Annotated in this window: 21 protein-coding genes and 3 pseudogenes; 21 read left to right on the top strand and 3 right to left on the bottom strand. The window is 70.6% G+C overall.

Features of this window, described 5'->3' with window-relative positions:
- Nucleotides 1-121: 121 nt before the first annotated feature.
- On the bottom strand, nucleotides 122-1,252 hold the full coding sequence (locus Sco07f_RS21880) for a C40 family peptidase (protein ID WP_108988889.1): 1,131 nt from the start codon (nucleotides 1,250-1,252) through the stop codon (nucleotides 122-124).
- Nucleotides 1,253-1,768: 516 nt separating this feature from the next.
- Here Sco07f_RS21880 and Sco07f_RS21875 point away from each other — a divergent pair.
- The 21 genes and pseudogenes from Sco07f_RS21875 (at nucleotide 1,769) to Sco07f_RS21780 (ending at nucleotide 16,535) form a co-directional block, all read left to right on the top strand.
- Nucleotides 1,769-2,524, top strand: coding sequence for a DNA-methyltransferase (locus Sco07f_RS21875; protein WP_108988888.1), 756 nt, complete (start codon nucleotides 1,769-1,771; stop codon nucleotides 2,522-2,524).
- A 249-nt stretch (nucleotides 2,525-2,773) separates the two neighbouring features.
- Nucleotides 2,774-3,316, top strand: coding sequence for a DUF4913 domain-containing protein (locus Sco07f_RS21870; RefSeq protein WP_167468185.1), 543 nt, complete (start codon nucleotides 2,774-2,776; stop codon nucleotides 3,314-3,316).
- Nucleotides 3,313-3,798: a type II toxin-antitoxin system RelE family toxin gene (locus Sco07f_RS21865; RefSeq protein ID WP_108988886.1), complete on the top strand. Its 486-nt coding sequence runs from the start codon at nucleotides 3,313-3,315 to the stop codon at nucleotides 3,796-3,798. The genes Sco07f_RS21870 and Sco07f_RS21865 overlap by 4 nt, the downstream gene beginning before the upstream one ends.
- A 17-nt stretch (nucleotides 3,799-3,815) precedes the next feature.
- Nucleotides 3,816-4,511: a hypothetical protein gene (locus Sco07f_RS21860; protein WP_108988885.1), complete on the top strand. Its 696-nt coding sequence runs from the start codon at nucleotides 3,816-3,818 to the stop codon at nucleotides 4,509-4,511.
- Between the two features lie 25 nt (nucleotides 4,512-4,536).
- Nucleotides 4,537-5,277, top strand: a complete 741-nt coding sequence (locus Sco07f_RS21855; protein ID WP_108988884.1) for a hypothetical protein — start codon at nucleotides 4,537-4,539, stop codon at nucleotides 5,275-5,277.
- A gap of 180 nt (nucleotides 5,278-5,457) precedes the next feature.
- A pseudogene (locus tag Sco07f_RS21850) lies at nucleotides 5,458-5,770 on the top strand (SH3 domain-containing protein).
- A 98-nt stretch (nucleotides 5,771-5,868) separates the two neighbouring features.
- Nucleotides 5,869-6,351 (top strand): hypothetical protein, encoded by a 483-nt coding sequence (locus Sco07f_RS21845; protein ID WP_108988883.1) that lies wholly within the window; start codon nucleotides 5,869-5,871, stop codon nucleotides 6,349-6,351.
- Nucleotides 6,348-6,791 carry a hypothetical protein gene (locus Sco07f_RS21840; protein WP_108989124.1) on the top strand — a complete coding sequence of 148 codons (444 nt, stop codon included), beginning with the start codon at nucleotides 6,348-6,350 and terminating at the stop codon, nucleotides 6,789-6,791. Before Sco07f_RS21845 ends, Sco07f_RS21840 begins: the two co-directional genes overlap by 4 nt.
- A gap of 10 nt (nucleotides 6,792-6,801) precedes the next feature.
- Nucleotides 6,802-7,209: a hypothetical protein gene (locus tag Sco07f_RS21835; RefSeq protein WP_167468172.1), complete on the top strand. Its 408-nt coding sequence runs from the start codon at nucleotides 6,802-6,804 to the stop codon at nucleotides 7,207-7,209.
- Nucleotides 7,210-7,252: 43 nt separating this feature from the next.
- Nucleotides 7,253-8,095, top strand: a complete 843-nt coding sequence (locus Sco07f_RS21830) for a winged helix-turn-helix transcriptional regulator (RefSeq protein ID WP_108988882.1) — start codon at nucleotides 7,253-7,255, stop codon at nucleotides 8,093-8,095.
- Nucleotides 8,092-8,607 carry a regulator gene (locus Sco07f_RS21825; protein ID WP_108988881.1) on the top strand — a complete coding sequence of 172 codons (516 nt, stop codon included), beginning with the start codon at nucleotides 8,092-8,094 and terminating at the stop codon, nucleotides 8,605-8,607. Before Sco07f_RS21830 ends, Sco07f_RS21825 begins: the two co-directional genes overlap by 4 nt.
- On the top strand, nucleotides 8,604-9,839 hold the full coding sequence (locus Sco07f_RS21820) for an MFS transporter (protein WP_108988880.1): 1,236 nt from the start codon (nucleotides 8,604-8,606) through the stop codon (nucleotides 9,837-9,839). Before Sco07f_RS21825 ends, Sco07f_RS21820 begins: the two co-directional genes overlap by 4 nt.
- A 31-nt stretch (nucleotides 9,840-9,870) precedes the next feature.
- Nucleotides 9,871-10,172, top strand: a pseudogene (locus Sco07f_RS21815) (hypothetical protein).
- Nucleotides 10,173-10,222: 50 nt separating this feature from the next.
- The gene (locus tag Sco07f_RS21810; protein ID WP_108988879.1) at nucleotides 10,223-11,467 is read left to right on the top strand and encodes an ATP-grasp domain-containing protein; all 1,245 of its coding nucleotides are present in this window, start codon (nucleotides 10,223-10,225) and stop codon (nucleotides 11,465-11,467) included.
- Nucleotides 11,464-12,615, top strand: coding sequence for an MFS transporter (locus tag Sco07f_RS21805; protein ID WP_108988878.1), 1,152 nt, complete (start codon nucleotides 11,464-11,466; stop codon nucleotides 12,613-12,615). The genes Sco07f_RS21810 and Sco07f_RS21805 overlap by 4 nt, the downstream gene beginning before the upstream one ends.
- Nucleotides 12,612-13,235 (top strand): HAD family hydrolase, encoded by a 624-nt coding sequence (locus Sco07f_RS21800; RefSeq protein WP_108988877.1) that lies wholly within the window; start codon nucleotides 12,612-12,614, stop codon nucleotides 13,233-13,235. Before Sco07f_RS21805 ends, Sco07f_RS21800 begins: the two co-directional genes overlap by 4 nt.
- A gap of 24 nt (nucleotides 13,236-13,259) precedes the next feature.
- Nucleotides 13,260-14,126 (top strand): SPDY domain-containing protein, encoded by an 867-nt coding sequence (locus tag Sco07f_RS21795; protein ID WP_108988876.1) that lies wholly within the window; start codon nucleotides 13,260-13,262, stop codon nucleotides 14,124-14,126.
- Between the two features lie 33 nt (nucleotides 14,127-14,159).
- Nucleotides 14,160-14,648, top strand: a complete 489-nt coding sequence (locus tag Sco07f_RS21790) for a hypothetical protein (RefSeq protein ID WP_108988875.1) — start codon at nucleotides 14,160-14,162, stop codon at nucleotides 14,646-14,648.
- Between the two features lie 209 nt (nucleotides 14,649-14,857).
- Nucleotides 14,858-14,986: pseudogene (locus tag Sco07f_RS40705) on the top strand (DUF317 domain-containing protein); the annotation flags it as partial.
- Between the two features lie 215 nt (nucleotides 14,987-15,201).
- A complete protein-coding gene (locus Sco07f_RS40700) occupies nucleotides 15,202-15,492 on the top strand; it encodes an SPDY domain-containing protein (protein ID WP_244942103.1) in 291 nt (96 codons plus the stop codon).
- A 29-nt stretch (nucleotides 15,493-15,521) separates the two neighbouring features.
- Complete coding sequence (locus Sco07f_RS21780) at nucleotides 15,522-16,535, top strand: MSCRAMM family protein (protein WP_108988874.1); 1,014 nt, start codon at nucleotides 15,522-15,524, stop codon at nucleotides 16,533-16,535.
- Between the two features lie 200 nt (nucleotides 16,536-16,735).
- Here the strand turns inward: Sco07f_RS21780 and Sco07f_RS21775 are convergent, their stop codons facing one another.
- The gene (locus Sco07f_RS21775) at nucleotides 16,736-16,978 is read right to left on the bottom strand and encodes a hypothetical protein (RefSeq protein WP_108988873.1); all 243 of its coding nucleotides are present in this window, start codon (nucleotides 16,976-16,978) and stop codon (nucleotides 16,736-16,738) included.
- A gap of 185 nt (nucleotides 16,979-17,163) precedes the next feature.
- The gene (locus tag Sco07f_RS21770; RefSeq protein ID WP_216720661.1) at nucleotides 17,164-17,418 is read right to left on the bottom strand and encodes an acetyl-CoA carboxylase biotin carboxyl carrier protein; all 255 of its coding nucleotides are present in this window, start codon (nucleotides 17,416-17,418) and stop codon (nucleotides 17,164-17,166) included.
- Nucleotides 17,419-18,024 lie beyond the last annotated feature (606 nt).

Here is an 18,024-nt window from a genome sequence, read left to right as displayed (position 1 = left end):
GGTGAAAGCGGAGGGGGAGGCGAGCGGAGGGCGCGGAAGTGGCCTCGGCGCCCGGCTGCCGGGCGGGCCATGGGCAAGGTCGCGGCGACGGCGGCTCCGCGGGACTGCGGGCTGACCGGGGTCAGAGGATGCGGCGCGCGGCGAGAATGTCCCAGTCCTTGATCGGAGTGATCCGCACCGGCTTGGTGGTGCGCGGTGCCTCGATGACGAGGCCCTCGCCCATGTACATGCCGACGTGCTCGGGCCGTGCGGCGGTGCCGCGGCTGAAGATCAGGTCGCCGGGCTTGAGGTGAGCGGGGGAGACCGCCTTGCCTTCGCCCACCTGCGTGTACGTGGTGCGGGTGAGCGTGATGCCGGCATGGGCGTACGCCTGCTGCATCAGGCTGGAGCAGTCGCAGCGGCCCATGGGGCCGGGGCCGTGTGCGTTCGTGCAGGATCCGCCCCACTGGTAGAGCGTGCCGAGTTGGTGCATCGCCCACTCGATGGCCTTTCGGGCCTTGGGGTCGGCGTCCTTGGGGATCGAGTAGCCCTTGGGGACGCTCCCTTCGGGGATGCGGCCGAAGCCGGAACCGTCCTGGCCCGGCATGCAGCTGGTCGTGCCGGTCGACGGCGTCTCGCCCTGGTTCGTGTCCTTGCCGTCCGCGTCATCGGCGCCGGGAAAGGTCTTGGCGATGGCGCTCTGCAGCGCGGTGGCCAGGCTTTCCCACTGCGCGTACGCGTCCGGCAGACCGGATTTCTGCACGGCTTGGGCGGCCTGGGTGACGGTCATCTGCTGCCAGCCGTCCACCTTGAGCAAGTGCTTGTAGAACTGCTCGCTCGCATAGGTGGGGTCACGGATCTGCTGGGCGCTGCCCCAGCCCTGGGAGGGTCGCTGCTGGAAGAGGCCGAGCGAGTCGCGGTCGCCGTAGCCCAGGTTGCGCAGGCGGCTCTCCTGCATCGCCGTGGCGAGCGCGATGATCTGTCCCTTCTTGGGGACGTCGAGGGAGAGGCCGGTGGCCACGATCGTCGCCGCGTTGGGGACCTGCTTGGCGGGCAGGTCCAGGCCCTCGACGTGCACGTCTTTGCCGGAGGCGCCGTCGAGGATCTTGGTGACCTGTTCGGCGATCTTGTCGCTGTCGATGTCGCTCAGGCAGTTGCTGAAGGAGCTGTTGCTCTGCACGGCGTCGGCGGAGGAGGCGAGCATCATGCCGGTGCCGGCGAGCAGGATCGGGGAGAGGAAGACGACGCCGATGCCGGCGGCGAGCCCCTTCAACCTGAGCGGACCGCTCGCCGGTCAGCGGTTTCGGGCCTGGGTGGGTAGCGAGACGTCATGAACGGCTCCTTGAGGGGTGCGGTGTCCGGCGTGCCGCGGGCGCGAGGCGTGGTGGAAGGACGCGGCGGCCGGGGTGGGCGATCGGAGGCGGGCCGGTGGGGGCGAGTTGCCGCTCGCTCCGTGTGTGGCCGTGCCGTGAGCTAGGTATGCCGGGGCAGGGGTACCTCCATGAGGTGCGGCAGGGGAGTAGCCAGCGGCGGGACCCGCCCGGCGGTTCAAAAACAGTAGGCGCGAATCGGCGGTTGACCAAAAAGCTCGGCGGGAGGTGCCGGAAACCGGCACCTCAGCACGGCACTTCTTGGTCGTCGGCGGATTCGCCTCTACAGTTTTTGGACTCCCCCTCGCCTTCCTTCGCCTGTCGCCATGGGCTTCTGCACGCCCATGTTCGGCCCGCAAGGACTCCTGCGCGAGGCGGGGTTTCCCTCCGCGTTCCCGCACCCGAATAGGGGTTCCTCTTTGCCTTTTTCCCTGCACCAGGGCGACGCTCTGGCCGTCCTCTCCGGTCTCCCGGACGGCTGCGTCGACACCGTCATCACCGACCCGCCGTACAACAGCGGAGGCCGGACCGCGAAGGAGCGCACCACCCGCTCCGCGAAGCAGAAGTACACCTCCGCCGACGCCAAGAACGACCTCGCCGACTTCACCGGCGAGAACATGGACCAGCGCTCCTACGGCTTCTGGCTGACGCAGATCATGACCGAGGCGCACCGGCTGACGAAGACCGGCGGGACCGCGCTGCTGTTCACCGACTGGCGCCAGCTCCCCACGACCACGGACGCGATTCAGGCGGCCGGGTGGCTGTGGCGGGGTGTGCTGGCCTGGCACAAGCCGCAGGCCAGGCCACAGAAGGGCCGGTTCACCCAGAACTGCGAATTCATCGTCTGGGCATCCAAGGGGCCGATCGACGGCTCCCGCAACCCCGTCTACCTGCCCGGTATGTACTCGGCTTCGCAGCCCTCGGGGTCCAAGCGCCAGCACATCACGCAGAAGCCGGTCGAGGTGATGCGCGAGCTGGTCAAGATCAGCCCCGAAGGCGGCACGGTCCTCGACTTCTGCGCCGGCTCCGGCTCCACGGGCGTCGCCGCCCTGCTGGAAGGCCGGGACTTCATCGGCGTGGAGAAGACCGAGCACTACGCGTCGATCGCGGCCGACCGGCTCACCGGGACGATCCGCGCAACCCTCACCAAGGACGACGTGGTTCTCGCAACCTGAGCCGCGTCTTCTCCCGCCGTGAGCGCAACCGGCTCCTTGCATAGCCGTCGGCACAGCACCCCGGAGCGGACGCGCGCTTTCACTGTCCGGTCGGTGCAAGGACGCTTTCGCCTGTCTCAATCCCGTGTCTCGTAGGAGGCCGAACTTTCAATGCCCGAATCCGCTAAGCCGTCTGACGCTGGAGAGTTGGAGCCGGTTCGTATTCCGGATCCGCAGTTGGAGGGAATCGAGGCGAGCGTGCGGCAGCTCATGGAGCAGTCGGCGCAACAGGCTCAGCAGCTTGACCACCTCGCGTCCGCGCCGGCACCGAGTGGCTCACCCTTCGCCGCGTTCGGCATGCCGGGCCTCGGCGGACCGCCGGCGCCCGCTCCGCCCGAGCCCCGCCCGATCCTGGAACTCGCCGGGGAGGAACGGGAAGACGAACTCGACGCCCTCTCGGACTGGGTCGACGACTTCTTCCTCCCGGTCTACGGAGCCGAGGTCACCACCGCGGCGCCCTGGTGTCTGCAGTGGCAGGAACACGACGACGTGGTGGCCTGGCTCCATGCCCTGTGGCTCGCCTACCAGCAGCACAAGGACCCCGAAGCCGGTCTTTCCGGCCTGTTCGTGTGGCACCGGGACTTCCTCGCCCACGCCGTCGCCGCGATCCGCGCGCCGGGCGGACCGCTGTCGGCCTGCCTGACCTCTCCCGACCGGCCCGCGCATCGTCTTCTGCCCGGCCCGCCGCCGTCCCTGCGCACGGAGACGGCGGCCACGGTGGAAGCCGCCGAGCCGGACGAGCCGACGTCATGACCGCAGGAGCGGGAGAGCCCGCCTTCGGGCTGAGCTTCGACCCTCGCGCGCTGACCGATCTCCTTCAGGCCCCCAGCGATATCCGCGACCTCACCCTCGCCTACCTGCAGGAAGTGGTGAACGCGCAGCGCTTCGGACAGCGTCTCGACGGCGACCTGGAGGGATTTCGAAAGCTGTATGTGGACCGCCGCAAGGACTGGCGCGTCGTCTACGCCGTCCGACCGGCGCCTGCGGAATCCACCCATTCCAAGGAGATCCACGTTGTCGCGATCCGGCCGCGTGCGGGCAACGACGTCTACGACGAGGTAGGCCGCCGCTTGGGGATGACCCGCCGGCCGCTGAGCGCTCGGACGCACGCGGCCCGCTCGTGTTCCCCGCAGCTGACCACCCGTGCTCCCGTGCCCCGGCCGGGTCCGCCGCCTACCGGACTGCCGGGTCTACCCCGTCCCGCACTCAATTCCGGGCACCATCCCACCCGCTGAACGACGGAGCGTCACCTTTGCCCCCTCAACCCGCGCCGTCCGCCCGGCGTGCGGTCACGCAGCTTGACCACCGCATCGAAGCGGTCACCGGCCACGACATCGACACCCTGTGGGCCTACCGTGACCGCGGCGTCCTCGACGAACCGCACGCCCAGCTGGTCGACCGGCACCGTACTCTGGCCAACGCGCAGATCGGCGTCACCTTCTACCTCAAGCTGCTCAACCGCCTCACGAGCGGTGAGTTCCCTGTCGACGGCGCCCTCTTCGTACGCATCGACCGCACCGCGGACCAGCTGGAGGAAGCCGCCGACGCGCGCGACGCCGCCGCCCAAAAGGTGCTTGCCGCCCTGGAGCCCATCGAGGCCGCCGCCGCAGCATCGACGCCCGACGTAGGACGGCTCTCGAACGACGACCAGGCGGCACTGCTCGCCATCGCTGGCGGTGCCAAGCTCCACGAACACCTGCTGACAGGCCGACTGTCCGTGACCGCCTCCTCCGGCACCCGCATCCCCTATCCCCAGATGCAGCAACTGGAACACGCCGGCCTAATCGTCCGGGACACCAGCCACCCTGTGCACGCCGGGCAGCCCGTCTCCCTCACAGACGCCGGACGAGCCGCCTTGCTCGATGCCCGCCAGACCCCCACCACGCATGCGCCGAAGAGCCCGGCACGCCCCGGCGCCTCGCCGTCCACCCCCGCGAAGCGGCGCTGACCTCCACCGATCCACCGAAAGGCTCTTGTTGCCCCCCACCGAACCGGCGCCGGCCCGGAAGTCCATCCCCCACGTCGACTTCGCGCTGGACGACCTCGATGCCGACGAGGAGCGATACCTCGACTTCTACCGCAAGGTCGTTATCCACGAGGACATGCTCGTCCCCCTCGCCCAACACCACGACGGCCCGAACAGCTACTACGTGCTGTTCGACCGCGCCGCCACTTGGGGCCCCGGCATGCCTCAAGTCTTGGCCGTTCACCTGCAACGAGACTACGAGAAGCAGACGTTCAGCTTCGAGCAGGCGGCGTTGCCGCTGCCCGCGATGGCGCAGTCCTGGCTCATCCACCGCGGCTGCCCACCCGACGCCATCAGTCTCGACCCCGACCTGGGCCCACCACCGGCGGACGAGGCCACGCGAGCACTGGAGCGACGCCTCGCCGAAGACGGCGACCGCTATGCCACGGGCTACTCCTACACCAGCGACGACCCCGACGACATGGTCATCGTCGTGGTTCTGCGTGCCCGAGACGAGCAAGCCCCCAGCCCGTTCCGCGTGGTGGTCGAGGAGGTCGACACGGGGACGTGGACGCACACCCTGCGCGAGGGCGGCTTCGACACGGCAGGGGAGGCCATGCAGTGGTGCGACGACCGCCTCACCGGCGAGGCCGGCCTTCTACCGCCGGCCCGCCCAGCAGCCACCACCGGCCAGCCGGCCCCTGTCGCCAAGACCCCCGCCCCGCGCCCCTCCGGCCGCTCGCGCTGAGCGCTCAGCCCCACACGGTCGGGGCAACATAGCCGACGATCGCCGGTTAGCCAAACCGGCGATTCTCCGGACTCTTATACAGCCGCCGGAACAACCCCCGCGGCCCCTTCCCCGCATTCCCTGTGCCTTCACGGAGGTCTCTTCCGCATGCGCTCCACCCGAATTGCCATACCCGCGGCGATGCTTGGCGCGCTCACACTGCCGGCGCTGTCCACAACCCCCGCCAGCGCCGCGACCGTACCCACCGCCATCCCCGGCGTGAGCTGCCACAACCTGCCGCCGCTCCCGTACGCGGTGCACGCCAAGGCCGTGACCATCCGGTCCAAGGCCAGCTCGAAGTCCACCGCGCTCGGCGTGCTCTACAAGAGCCCACAAGTTCAGCGTGGCCAAGAAGAGCGGCACCTGGCTCTACATCACGGACAAGACGACCGGCGTCAAGGGCTGGGTCTCCGGCACGTACGTCTACCGCGACGTCCGCATGTGCCTGGACTGACCGGAATCCGGCACGCCCCGCTAAGCGGCGGGGCGCCGAGTACAGCCGCCCCTCACATTCCCCAGGCACCGGCCTTTCCAGAGTAGGAGAACCCCTTTTTGACTGACGGCATATCCGATGAGTCTGCGGATGTCGTGGGCGTGCTCACCGAACGGATCGAGGCCCGCTTCGACATGGGCATGGACCAGCTGAAGGCCGCGGTCGCCGCCGCTCCGACCGCGAACCCCGACGCCACCGACGTCGTCAAGTGGCACGGCCTCCTCGTCGAGGCCCAGTCCGTGCTGGAGCGCGCGGAGGACGACCTCCTCGCAGCTCTTGAGACCCAGCCCAGCGAGGTCGACGACCCGACGACGGGCCTCGACGACCGGGTGAGCGCCGCGGTCACCACCCGCGACGGCCGGGCCATGGTCGTGCGGTGGCTCCTCGACCCGGACGCCCCGGGAAAGAAGGACCTCGCCGAAGGGCGCCTGGCCCGCCTCCGGCCCCGGAGCGGCCCGGCGGTGCAGACCAGCGCCCCCCACCGGCCGCCAGGGACACCCGCGCCGGCGTCGGCGTGGCGGCCGGCACGGTCCGCCCGATGAGCCGGGACAAGGCCAGCACCATGGACACCGACTTGCAGAAGGTCTTCGGGAGCCCGCTACCCGACCTGTACGAGGCGGTGTCCGGCCCCGATGCTCCACCCGCGCTCGCCCGCGCTCTGGAGCTGCGCTCGTTTCTGGCGCTCACCGAGGAGCAGGTCGCTCGCGTCCGCGACCGCGTTCACGCCGACATGGATCCCGACCGTGACATGGGCGAACTGTCGGCGGACACGCTGCGCTTCGACGCGCAGTGGCTGGAAGCGGCACTGGAGGCCCGCGACGGCTACCGCGCCGCCCTCGGCGAGCTGCTGCGCACCATGCCCCCGCCTGACCGGCATGCCCAGCCTGTCCGTACGGCTCAGCTCAGGGCCACCGCCACCCTGCGCCCGTCTGCCGCCCCGGCACCTCAGCGTGCCGGGGCGGCCCGGGCCCGCCGACCGTAAAAGTTCCCGTTTGCCCGACCTGACGTCCACCGACATAGCCGGACGGATCGAGGGCCTGTACGGCGCATCGCTCGCCGACCTCGAAGCTCACGCACAGGAGCAGCCCCCCGGCATGCTCTCGGCCGTGCTTGGCATGCACGACGCCCTCGCCCTGGCCGAGCGCAGCATCGACTTCCACCGCGACCACGTCACCCGGGCCCTTGACCCTGAGCGGCAGATCGGCCCGCAGGAGGTCTCCCACCTCCTCGACGGCGTCCGTCGGCTCGCCGAGGCCGTCGCCGTCCGCGAGGCCCAGGCCACTTCGGTTACCGCCGTCCTGCAGAGCCTGGCCCGCGTTTCAGCCCCGACGCCGCCGACTTCCTCGCCGCCTGCTCCGGCGCCGCCTCGTGTGCCCCCGAGTCCGGCGCGCAGCCGCTGACCCGCGGGCGACCCCCTTCTTCATTCACCCAGGAGTTTCTCCCTTGGCCATCACCGCTCTGCCCCCGGAGACCGAGGCTGACATCGCCCGGGTCACCGAGGCCCTCGCCATGATCACCCCGCGCTGGAACGTGAGGATCCTGCTGGCCCTCTCCGGACCGCCGCTGCGCTACAGCGAGCTGGCAGCCAAGGTGTCCTGGCTGCAGAACGGCCAGCTCCACCCCAAGCTCAAGTCGCTGTGCGACGCCGGCCTCGTCGAACGCACCGAACACACCGCACGCCACGTGACCTACGGCCACACCGAGCGAGCCACTGCCCTGCTGCCGGTCCTGCCGATGATCGTCACCTGGGCCGAGGAGCACCTGGAGAAGGCCGACCGTCCGCTGCCCGCGATCGAGCAGATCGAGGACAGCCTCACCCTGCTCACCCGGCGCCACGCCGCCGCGATCCTGTGGGTGCTCAAGTCGCGTGAGGAGGTCAGCGGCCGGGTGCTGGCCCGGATCGTGATGCCCAGCAGCGACTGGACCAACATCTATCCGCCGCTGCGCCAGCTCGTTGCCGACGGTCTGGCCGACACCGAGGGCAACGGCCGGCCCTACCGGCTGTCCGCCGCCGGCGCCGCCCTGGCTCCCGTGCTCGGCGCGCTGTCCGCCTGGTCCGCCGGACAGCCCCTCGACCAGGCGGCCCACCACCCCGTCTGGGGGCAGTCGCAGGCCAAGAGCAAGCCGAGGCCGTGGGTCAGCAGCCAGTCACGGCCGGCGCCCGCGGCGCTGCCACCCGCTCGGGCGGTTGGGTCGTCCCCGGCGTGGCACCACCGCGACCTCTTCTCGCACGCCGTCGCCGTCCGCTCGACGGCAGCCCTCCCGGCGGGAGGCCCGCGCCGATGAGCACCTCCTTCACCCCTGCCGAAGCACGTCACGCAGTCGACCTGCTGGCCTCGCCCTCCCTGATCCGCCTGGTCACCGAGATCGACGACAACGGCGCCATACCGCCGCGACGGCTCGCCGGTACCCTGCCCGACCTTTCCGCGCACCAACTGCGCAGTGCATACGACACGGCCCGCGCCCACGGCCTCGTCCGGGTCGCGCCCGGTGCCGGTCTGGAACTCACGGACTCCGGCACGGAGCTGGCCGACCTGTACGACGCGCTAGCCCGGTGGGCGCGGCGCCACTCGGTCCCCGCCGCCGTCTGCGAGTTCAGCAGCCGTGTCCGTCATGCCCTCGGTCTGCTGGCACCATCGCTCACCCCCGAGAACGCCGACCGCCCCGGACCCCTGCCCGACGTGCACCCCATCGGTATGGAGGGTGAGGCGGAGCTGGTCCGTGCCCGCACGCTCCTGATCCAGTGGCTGGCCGGTAACCCCCAGGTGGTCGGGGCCGAGCCGGTGCGGGCCGCGTGAGCGCAGCGGTCACACCCCGGCACGCACGTCACACTGCCGGGCTGATGAGCAGCATCTACCTGCCGCGCACGGCGGACGCGGTGGCGTTCGCGATGTCCACCTACGGCATCCCGTTGCTCGTCCTGTCCACGACCCGCTCCGCGACGCTGACCGGTGCCGCCTTCACCCTGGAGTGGATCCCACGCCTGGCAGCGTTCGGGTGGGCCGGATCGATGGTCGACCGGCGGGGCGCCGCGGTGGTCTTCCACCTCGCCTCCCTGGGACGGGCGCTGGTCCTCGTGGCCGGGGGGATGCTGCTCTACCTCTACCCGTCCGGTGCCGTGGCGAGCGTGACGGTGATGGTGCTCGCGGCGGCGACCGGTGTGCTCACCCAGTTCAGCTACGTGGCGGCCGAGACCGCAGGTGCCGCCGCCGGCCGCCGAGCGGGGCCTCGTGCTCACCGTGTCCAGGCCGTCCTGCTCGGCATCGACCAGACCGCGACCCTGGCCGGACCGGCGCTCGCCGGCGTGCTGTTGCTCGCCGGACCGCCGTCGATGCTCGCGGTGGTCACCGGGTTCTCGCTGCTCGCCGCGCTGCTCGCCCTGCGCACACCGCCCTCGCCCGTCCTTCCGGCCCGCGCGCCGAAGGGGCGGCCCGGGGCAGGGCTGGCCACCGGGTGGCGCACCATCCGCGCGCTTCCCGCGCTCGGCTGGCTGGTGGCCGGGCTGACCGTGTCCAACCTGGCCACCGGTCTTCTCCAGGCCGCCGGTCCCGTGATCGTCGTCCAGCACTTTGGGCAGCCCACCACAGCCGTCGGCCTGGTGTGGTCCGCCGCAGCGGCGGCGACCCTCGTGGCCGTGACCATCTGTCGGTTCGCGCTGGACCGCCGGGGCTTGTGGCCAGTGGGAGCAGCTTGCTCCGTCATCGCTTCGCTCGCCTGTCTCGCTGCCGCCCTGGCCCCCGACTACCTGTCCTACCTGGTCATGGTCGCGGTCCTGATGGCAGCCGATGGCGGCCTGGCGGTCGTCCTGCGTACCCTGCGCTCCCGCCTGATCCCCCCAGAGGCGTTCGGCAGCACCCTGTCGGCCACCATCCTCATCCTCCTGCTGCCCTTCCCCGTCGCCGGCGTGCTCACCGCGCTCACCCCGCCCGACGCGCTGGGCCACGTCATCACCGCCTGCGCTGCCCTGCAAACCCTCGGCCTGTTCTGCGCCTTCGCCCGCCTGCGCACCGACCCCGCCCTGCGCACCTGACCCAGGTGTCCCCAGCCTCTGGAGAACCCTTATGACCATCGCCGCCCTCGGGTCGCACCGAGCGACCGGCCGCACCATCACCGAGCAGTTCCACGCCTTCGACGCCCGCAACCCGCACGCGTACCGCGCTCTGGAACGCATGGCCGCCCGCCGCTTGGCCGCCGGAGCCACCCGGATCAGCCTCAAGGACTCTTCGAGGACCTGCGACGCCATCTCCCGTACGGGGTCGCGGGGCTGAACAACAACTTCACCGCGCTCTACGCCCGCCGCCTCATCGACGACCACCACCACCGGGCCGACGCGTTCGAGCTGCGCCGCCGCCGCGCCGCCTGAGACACCCCGCTTCTTCCTGCCCTGCCGTCCCCCGATACGGAGAACCCCTCTTGTCCGCTCGCCCTGTTGTACTTGTCGTCGCTCCCGGAGATAGAAACTACCGCGGCTACTGCCTTGAGCAGGTCGCCGACGCCTACGACGTCGTGCTGCTCACCGGCGCCGAACCGTCGTGGGAGAAGCCGCACATCACCGATCACGCCGTCGTGGACCTCAGCGATCCTGCCGCGCTGCTGGCAGGGGGCCGCGCCCTGGCAGGACGCCACGACCTCGCCGGTGTCATGACCTGGGACGAGTGGAGCGTGGTCCCGACCGCCCGCCTCGCCCGCCAGCTCGGCTTGCCCACCACCGCACCCGAAGTGATGCAGGGGTGCCGCAACAAGGCCACCGCTCGGTCGCTGTTCGCCCGCCACGGCGTGCCCTCGGCAACCTCGGTGAGCGTGCGTACCCGCCAGGAGGCCGAAGCCGCCGCCGAACGGATCGGCTACCCCGTGGTGCTCAAGCCCGCCTCACACGCGGGTGCCATCGGCGTGCGCCGCGTCGATGACCGTGACCAGCTCACGGCCGCCTACCAGGCAGCCGAACGCACAGCCGGTCAGAGCACCGAGAGCACCAGCGTCCTTGTCGAGGAGTACCTCGACGGGCCGGAGATCTCCGTGGAGTGCGTCACCTACCGCCGCAACACCACAGTCGTCGCGGTCAACCGCAAGACCCTCAGCCCTCCGCCGCACTTCGAGCAGCTCGCCCACAGCGTGGACGCCGCCGACCCGCTCCTGGAGACCGTTGCGCCGGCCGCCCGGGCGGCGATCAACGCCCTCGGCATCACCGACGGCGTCAGCCACATAGAGATGCGCCTCGTCGAGGGCAGACCCCGCCTCATAGAGGTCAACGCCCGACTCGCCGGTGACATGATCGGCCACCTCGTGTGTCTCGCCACCGGCATCGACCTGCCTCGTGCCGCCGCCGACATCGCCTGCGGCCGTGCCCCCGACCTCACGCCCACCAGGTCCTCGGCCGCCGCCATCCGGCTCCTCTACCCGGACACCTCCGGCACCCTCACCCACCTCACCTACGACGGACCTTGCCCGACGTGGCTGGACCGGCTCCAGTTCCAGTGCCGCACCGGCGACCAGCTCCTCCTCCCCACCGACGGGGGAAACCTGTACACCGGCCGGATCGGCTACCTCACCACCACCGCATCGACCGGTCAGCAGGCGCGTGCACGCGCCGAGCGGGCCGCTCGTGCCGTCGTCGCGGTCCTCGACCAGACCCCCGGCACCCGCAGCACCGCGGCGTGAGCGTGGAGTCTGTGTCCGACCGGCACAGCCGCGCGCTGCTGACCGGGTACTTCCTCGGCCTCGGGGCCATCATGGCGGTGTGGGGCGCCCGGATGCCTGCCGTGCAGCAGGCTGCCCACCTCAGCACCGCAGGGCTGGCCCTGGTCCTGCTGGCCGCCGCCGTCGGCATGGTCGCCGGGCTTCAGCTCGGAGGCCGCTACGCCCGCCCGGCGCGGCTACCGACTCTGCTTAGCACAGGGGCCCTTGCCCTGGCCGGATGCCTCGTCCTGGTGGGCCAAGGCGAGAGCCTGTCCGCGTTGCTGGCGGCGGCTCTCGCGTTCGGCCTTGCGCACGGCGTCCTCGATGTCGCCGCCAACACCGCGGCCGTCCGATGCCAAACGGCCTTCGGCCGGCCCATCATGTCTGGTCTTCACGCCGCCTACTCCCTTGGCGCCCTCGCCGGCGCCGCCCTGGCTGCCCTCACCTCCCACGCCGCGCACAGCACACTCTTCACCGCAACAGGTGCAATCCTGGCCGGCCTCGCGATCGCTGCCGTGCCGGTCACCCGAAGCCTGAGCGGCGCAGACCGCCCCGCAATGGGCGCCGACGCCGGGAAGCCCCCCCTGGTTCCGTCGCCGGGAAAGCTCTGGCTTCTGGCCGCTCTGGCTGCTGCGAGCCTGCTGGGGGAGGGAGCCGCCGCCGACTGGGCCGCCGTGCACCTGCACACCCTGGGCGCCCCGACGGCCGCGAGCGCCACCGCGTTCGCGCTCTACAGCGCGGCCATGGCCGCGGGACGGCTGACCGGAGACCGGCTCACCGCAGCATTCGGTGCACCGACAGTCGTACGGGCCGGAGCCGTTCTCGCCACGACCGGACTCACCATCGGCGTCATCGGAAGAAGCACCCCGCTGACGCTGGCCGGGTGGGCGGTCTTCGGACTCGGCCTGTCCACCACCGTCCCCTCGCTCATCACCGCGGCCGGAGCCGGAGGCGCCAAGGCCGTGGCCACGGTCACCGCCACCGGCTACCTCGGCCTCCTCGCCGGCCCGGCCCTCATCGGTGCCCTGGCCAGCGCCACCACCTTGTCCACGGCCCTGCTGCTGCCCGCCCTCCTCGCAGCAACTGTCGCCGCCCTCGCCCATCGCGCCCTGGAGAACACCACCCCTTGACCCCCGCCACCGCCCAGGGCTTGGACGCCGTCATCCTCGACTACAACGGCGTCATCGGCCTGCAACCCACCACCGACCAGTGGATCCGCCTGGCCCGCACCGCCCTGTGGCCCGAGGACCTCCCCGCCTTCCAGAACGCCTTCTGGAACGCCCGCTGCGCCTACGACGCCGGTCAGCTCAGCGACCTCGCGTATTGGGCCACGGTCCTCGGCCACCACCCTGGTGCCCGACGGCTGCGTGAACTCCGCGACGCCGACACCGACATGTGGACGTCCACCGACGACCGCGTCGTGGAAGTCCTGGAGTACGCCCACGCGTCCGGGCTGCCGCTGGTCCTGCTGTCGAACGCACCCCGCCACCTCAGCGACGTCCTCGACCGCCACCCGTGGCGCCGCCTGATGACCCACGCCTTCTACTCGGCCCGGCTCCAGGTATGCAAACCCGACCCGGCCGCCTACCAGCACGCGATGAACGCCACCGGAGTGCGCGATCCACAACGCGTCCTCTTCGTGGACGACCGGGCCGACAACTGCCACGCCGCCCGACGCCTGGGCCTGCGCACCCTGCACTACACCGGCCGCCCCACCGACCTCGCAGTCGCCCTGCAGTCCCCCAACTGACCCCGCCCCTTCCCGTAGGATTCAGTGCCTCACGACGACCACGACACCATCGACGGCGACGTCTACGTCTCCCCCCGCCACCTGGCCCGATCCACCGCAGTCGGTGACCCCGGCCTCGACCCGCTGCGCGACCTCGGCTGGGACCTGCACCACGACGACCTCGGCAACGCGCACCTCACGGCTCCCGACGGCAAGGTCCGCCTCGGCTATCTCCCCGAAGGCGACAACGACGGACTGTGGCGCATCAACGCCTACAAGGACGCCTTCGGCCCACCGGCCTGGGGCGTCTGCTTCAACGACACCGCGCCCACGGAGTTCGTCACCGCCTTCACCACCGCCCTCGCCGGGGCGTACCGGCAGGGGCCGGACCACTACCTCGCCCGGCCGGTCGCCGACAGCGCCGACCACAACCCGTTCCTGGCCGTCGCCCCCCTCATCAACCACGGGTGGCAGCTCGACCGCCCGCACCCGAGCGCCTTCGCGATCAGCGCACCCGACGGGCTCGCCACGCTGGAGTACACCACCGGCGACCTCGACCCGGCGATCGAACTGGAAACCCGCGACGCCCGCTGGCACCTGTGGGCCGGCACGTCCCCGGCCCGGCCCTTCTGGTACGCCACGGCCAGCACCGACACCCCCGCCGCTCTCCTGCGAGCCGTGACCGAAGCCGTGGCCGACCCCGCACCCCTTCCCCGCTGGCGGGACGACACCGACAGCTACGTCAAGGACCACGCCCGGCTCTCCCTGATCCTCCCGCAGAGTCCGCCATCGCCCACCCCGCTCGACGTCCGGCGGGCCGCCGCTTCCCGCCGCCCGGCCGCGCTTCCCGCGGTCAGCGTGCCGCGCTGGAGCACCACGAGCCGACCTGCCCTGCCCGGCCCACGCCGCTGACCCCAACCCACCCCCAACGGATACCTACCCCTCGTGTCCTTGCAGGCCCCCGAGTTCTTCACCGAGCTGCGCCTCCCCTTCCACGACTACACCGTCGTGGGCAACACCTACTACGCCGCTCCCGTCCCGGGCACGCCGCTGCGGCTTCGGATCGACTTCACTCGCACCATCTACGCGGACACCTATGGCGGGCTGCGTGTCGCAGTCGTCCACCCGGACCGCGGGGAGATCGACGCGGTGGCGCTCAGCTTCCTGGACCACGGAACCTTCCACCGCCGCGACGAGGCCACCAACACCCGGCCGGACACCCAGCAGTACGGCACCTTCGACAAATACCACCGCCCCGGCCGCCCTCCGTGGGACGGGGCCGTCACGACCGGGCTGCGCGACGCCATCGAGCAGTACACGGCCGTGTGGTTCCCCGGCGCCTGGGCCGCCTCCGGACCCAAGCGAGCGGCCGGCCGCACGTCGCGCAGAACTCCGCCCCCGCCGGCCGCGCCCGCCGGGGCCCGCACCCGCTGATCCTCATCCCGAAACCCGCGCCAGCCACCCAGCAGGAGCCTCTCCTCGTGTTGCCCGATCCGCCCTCCGACCCCTTCAAGGGCCTCGACCCTGCCCAGGCCGTGAGGGTCCTCCCGCGTCACCTCGCAGGTCCCGGCCAAGCAGACCTGAAGACGATCTGGGCCTTCCCCTTCGACGAGGGCTGGCGGCTTCACCAGGGACTCGAAGGGATGGTGTTCGCCATCAGCCCCTGCGCCCGGTTGTGGACCCGCTTCGCTCCCGAACCCGAGGAGCGAGGCCAAGGAACGTGGACCATCGGCATGGACCGTGTCCCCTTCGGCCCACGGGCCTGGGAGACCACCTTCGACGCCACCACCCCCGTCGAACTCCTGCGCGATGTCCACGCCGAGATGCTCGACCTGTACCTCGAAGACCGCCACAGCGACCAGAACCACCTGTTCGAGGACGCCACGGCCCCGCACGAGGTGTACCACCGCTCCTCACGCGCGGCTGGAGCCACAGCGTCAAAACGGACGGCACACAGACCTTCCTCCCACCGGACGGCCTCGGCGGCGTGCGCCACCGGTACGCCACCACCGGATCCGACGGCCCGATCTGGCGCGCCTGGGGCGGATACCCGAGCGAACCGCACTGGCAGGCCCGGTTCTCCGCCGGCGCGCCCACCACCCTCGCCGCGGCCTTCACCGCCTCGCTGATCTCCACCGAACCGCTGCACCGGGCCGTGAAACAGATCCCCTTCCACACCCGCCGGCACCTCTACGTAGCACCCGGGGCCCCGCAGCCACTCAACCGTCCGACCCCCGCGATGTCACCCACCGGCCATACGACCGGCCGCACCCGCTGACCCCGACCGATCAAGGAGCCTTCTTCCTCGTGCACGCACGTCTCGTCCGATCCGCCGCCGCCCTCGCGGTCGCCGCGGCCGGAACCCTCACCTGGGTGCCGACCGCGAGCGCCGAGCCCTCCGAACCGACCCCCTCGGCCTCCGCCGAGACTCCGGCCCCCGACGCGGGCAGTGTCGAGATCACCACCAAGGACACGGCCGGAGACGCCCTGCCCGGCGCCGTGTTCCTGCTGCTCGACTCCGCCGGCCAGGAAGCCGGACGCGGGACGACCGACGCACAGGGGAAGCTGACCTTCTCCGACCTCGCGCCCGGCGTCTACCGGCTCAAGGAGACGGCCTCCGGCAGCCCGCTCCACGAGGTCGTCGCAGACCAGGACGTCATCGTCACCCCGGGCGCGCCCACCCGCCTGACGATCACCGACCCGTTCAAGGCCGCCAAGGTCCTCCTGCAGGCCAAGGACGACAAGACCGGCAAGCTCCTGCCCGGCGCGACCGTGAACATCGGCACCGGCACCTCGACGCTGCTCACCCTGACCACGGGAGCCAAGGGCACGGCCTCCGGAGAGCTGCCCATGTCGAGCCGGAGGGCCCAGTTCTGGGTCAAAGAGATCAAAGACCCTGCCGGCTACGACCTGTACAAGCCGACCAAGACGTTCACCGCGGCTCCCGGCGACCCGGTGACCGTGACCGTCACCAACGCCAAGACCACCACCACCCTGAATCCCGAACCCTCGGGCAAGCCCACGCACACGCCCACCGGCACCCCCGCCGGCCCAGGCAAACCGAACAGTGGTACAGGACGGGCCGCGCCGTCCGCGTCGGATAGCGACACACCGGAACCCGACTCCTCCACCATTGCTGCCACCCCGGACGGCGACTCCACACCGAAGACGCCGACGGGCTCCCTCGCCCACACCGGTACTGACGCCACGCCGTGGCTGTTCGGCGGAGCGGCCGCACTGATCGCGGCCGGTGGAGGCGCCCTCGCCGTGGCACGCCGCAGTCGCACCGACAGCCACACAGAAGACTCCACTGGGAGCTGACTGCACCCACCCTTCTTCGCTACACGGAGCCCCCGCAGCCCCAGATGGACACCCTGTTGGCGACCGCCAACAGGTCCTCCCGGGTGCGGGGGCCTCGGTGCGTGCTTGACTCAATACGCAGTGTCTTGATCCATTACACATCCTTTGACCTCTGACAAACGATCTTGATCGATTGTCACTGGACTTTGACCGATAGCCGTCTACCGGGATCCGAGAGGGTGATGCGGCATCGGGAATGTCTCGCGGACTCGGCTGGCGTGCCACTCCCAGAGGATGCGGTTGACAGCGGCTGCGTGCTGGAGGTCGAGGACAGCGACGGTGAGGGCGTCGGCCTGCGTGCGCAGGCTCTCCTTCTCCGCTGCTCGGTCGGCGCGGTCGCGGGAGAGGTTGGTCAGTCGCCAGGCGATCGTCGCATTGACCAGGAGGTTGATGAGCTCTTCCACACGAGAAGCGTCACGGCGCCAGCCGGTGGGCGAGGTGCTGTTGCGGATCGGCAGCGGAGGGGGATCTGATCGTTGTAGGAGCCGCTACTCGCCGGCGGTCGCGCGGGCGGCGACGGGGGAGTGCGGGCTGACGGAGCGTGCTGGAGGTCTTCGGCGTCCAGTCGCGCGGTCCAGGCCGGCCCGCTCTACTTGATGGTGAACAGCGGCTGGCCGTACTCCACGGGAGCGCCGTGGTCAACCAGCCGCTCCGCGATGACGCCGGCCCTTTCCGCTGGGATCTCGTTCATCAACCCCTGCGCCTCCACAATGCACAGCGTGTCGCCTTCTCGCACGGACTGGCCCACCGCCACGAACGGACTTGCGTTCGGCTGCGGGGGCGCCGCATGAAAGGTCCCGACGACTGGAGACGCCACCACCTGCAATTCGCGGGATACAGACATCACTTCAGCCCTTTCCGTAAGGCGATGAACCATCACAGTCCGTAATGGTGCAGACGTCAGGGGAGCCTAGCCGACCCCGCTTCCCGCAACGATCAACAGCGCAGCCTGCGGCATGTCGCAAGAAGAGGCCATCAGCGCCGTCAACGGCCACCGCGGAACGTCAAGATCGCTTGGCAATCGATCAGGATCGTTTGTCACTTGAGGTTCGTTGACAGGCGGTCAACGTTCGATGGCACACGACTGTCCTGTGACAGCGAACCCGGGGCCTACCAGGCAGCTCCTCGTCCACCCGCTCCAGGACCATGTGGGCGTTCCCCCGCCGCAGGTTGGCCAGCATCGTCCCGATCGCAGGCTTGGATGGACGCTTCACCACGTGGCCGCGCTCGTTGGTTGCAATCAGGATGGCCAGATCGTCCAGCAGAGGACTGGCACCGCCCAGCAGCGTCCTGACCAGGCCGGTCCGGGTTCGATGACACGAACCGTGCAGTGGTCCAACTTCAGTGGCAATCGGTCAAGATCACCTGTCAGGGGACAGTCTGGTTTGTCCTCTGACAGCGAGGTTGGACCGATTGCCAGTGAAGCTGGATGGGGCCCACGGCAGCTTCT

The organism is Streptomyces coelicoflavus, from assembly GCF_003112555.1.
In the GTDB taxonomy this organism is placed as follows: Bacteria; Actinomycetota; Actinomycetes; order Streptomycetales; family Streptomycetaceae; genus Streptomyces; species Streptomyces coelicoflavus.
The sequence above is the reverse complement of the archived record's forward strand: the minus strand, read 5'-3'. Positions and strand labels throughout refer to the sequence as shown.

Excerpts from the sequence above, each read along its gene's own strand:
- Sco07f_RS21870 (WP_167468185.1), top strand. The coding sequence starts at position 2,774 with ATGGAGCAGTCGGCGCAACAGGCTCAGCAGCTTGACCACCTCGCGTCC.
- Sco07f_RS21865 (WP_108988886.1), top strand. The coding sequence starts at position 3,313 with ATGACCGCAGGAGCGGGAGAGCCCGCCTTCGGGCTGAGCTTCGACCCT.
- Sco07f_RS21840 (WP_108989124.1), top strand. The coding sequence starts at position 6,348 with ATGAGCCGGGACAAGGCCAGCACCATGGACACCGACTTGCAGAAGGTC.
- Sco07f_RS21825 (WP_108988881.1), top strand. The coding sequence starts at position 8,092 with ATGAGCACCTCCTTCACCCCTGCCGAAGCACGTCACGCAGTCGACCTG.
- Sco07f_RS21770 (WP_216720661.1), bottom strand. The coding sequence starts at position 17,418 with ATGTCTGTATCCCGCGAATTGCAGGTGGTGGCGTCTCCAGTCGTCGGG.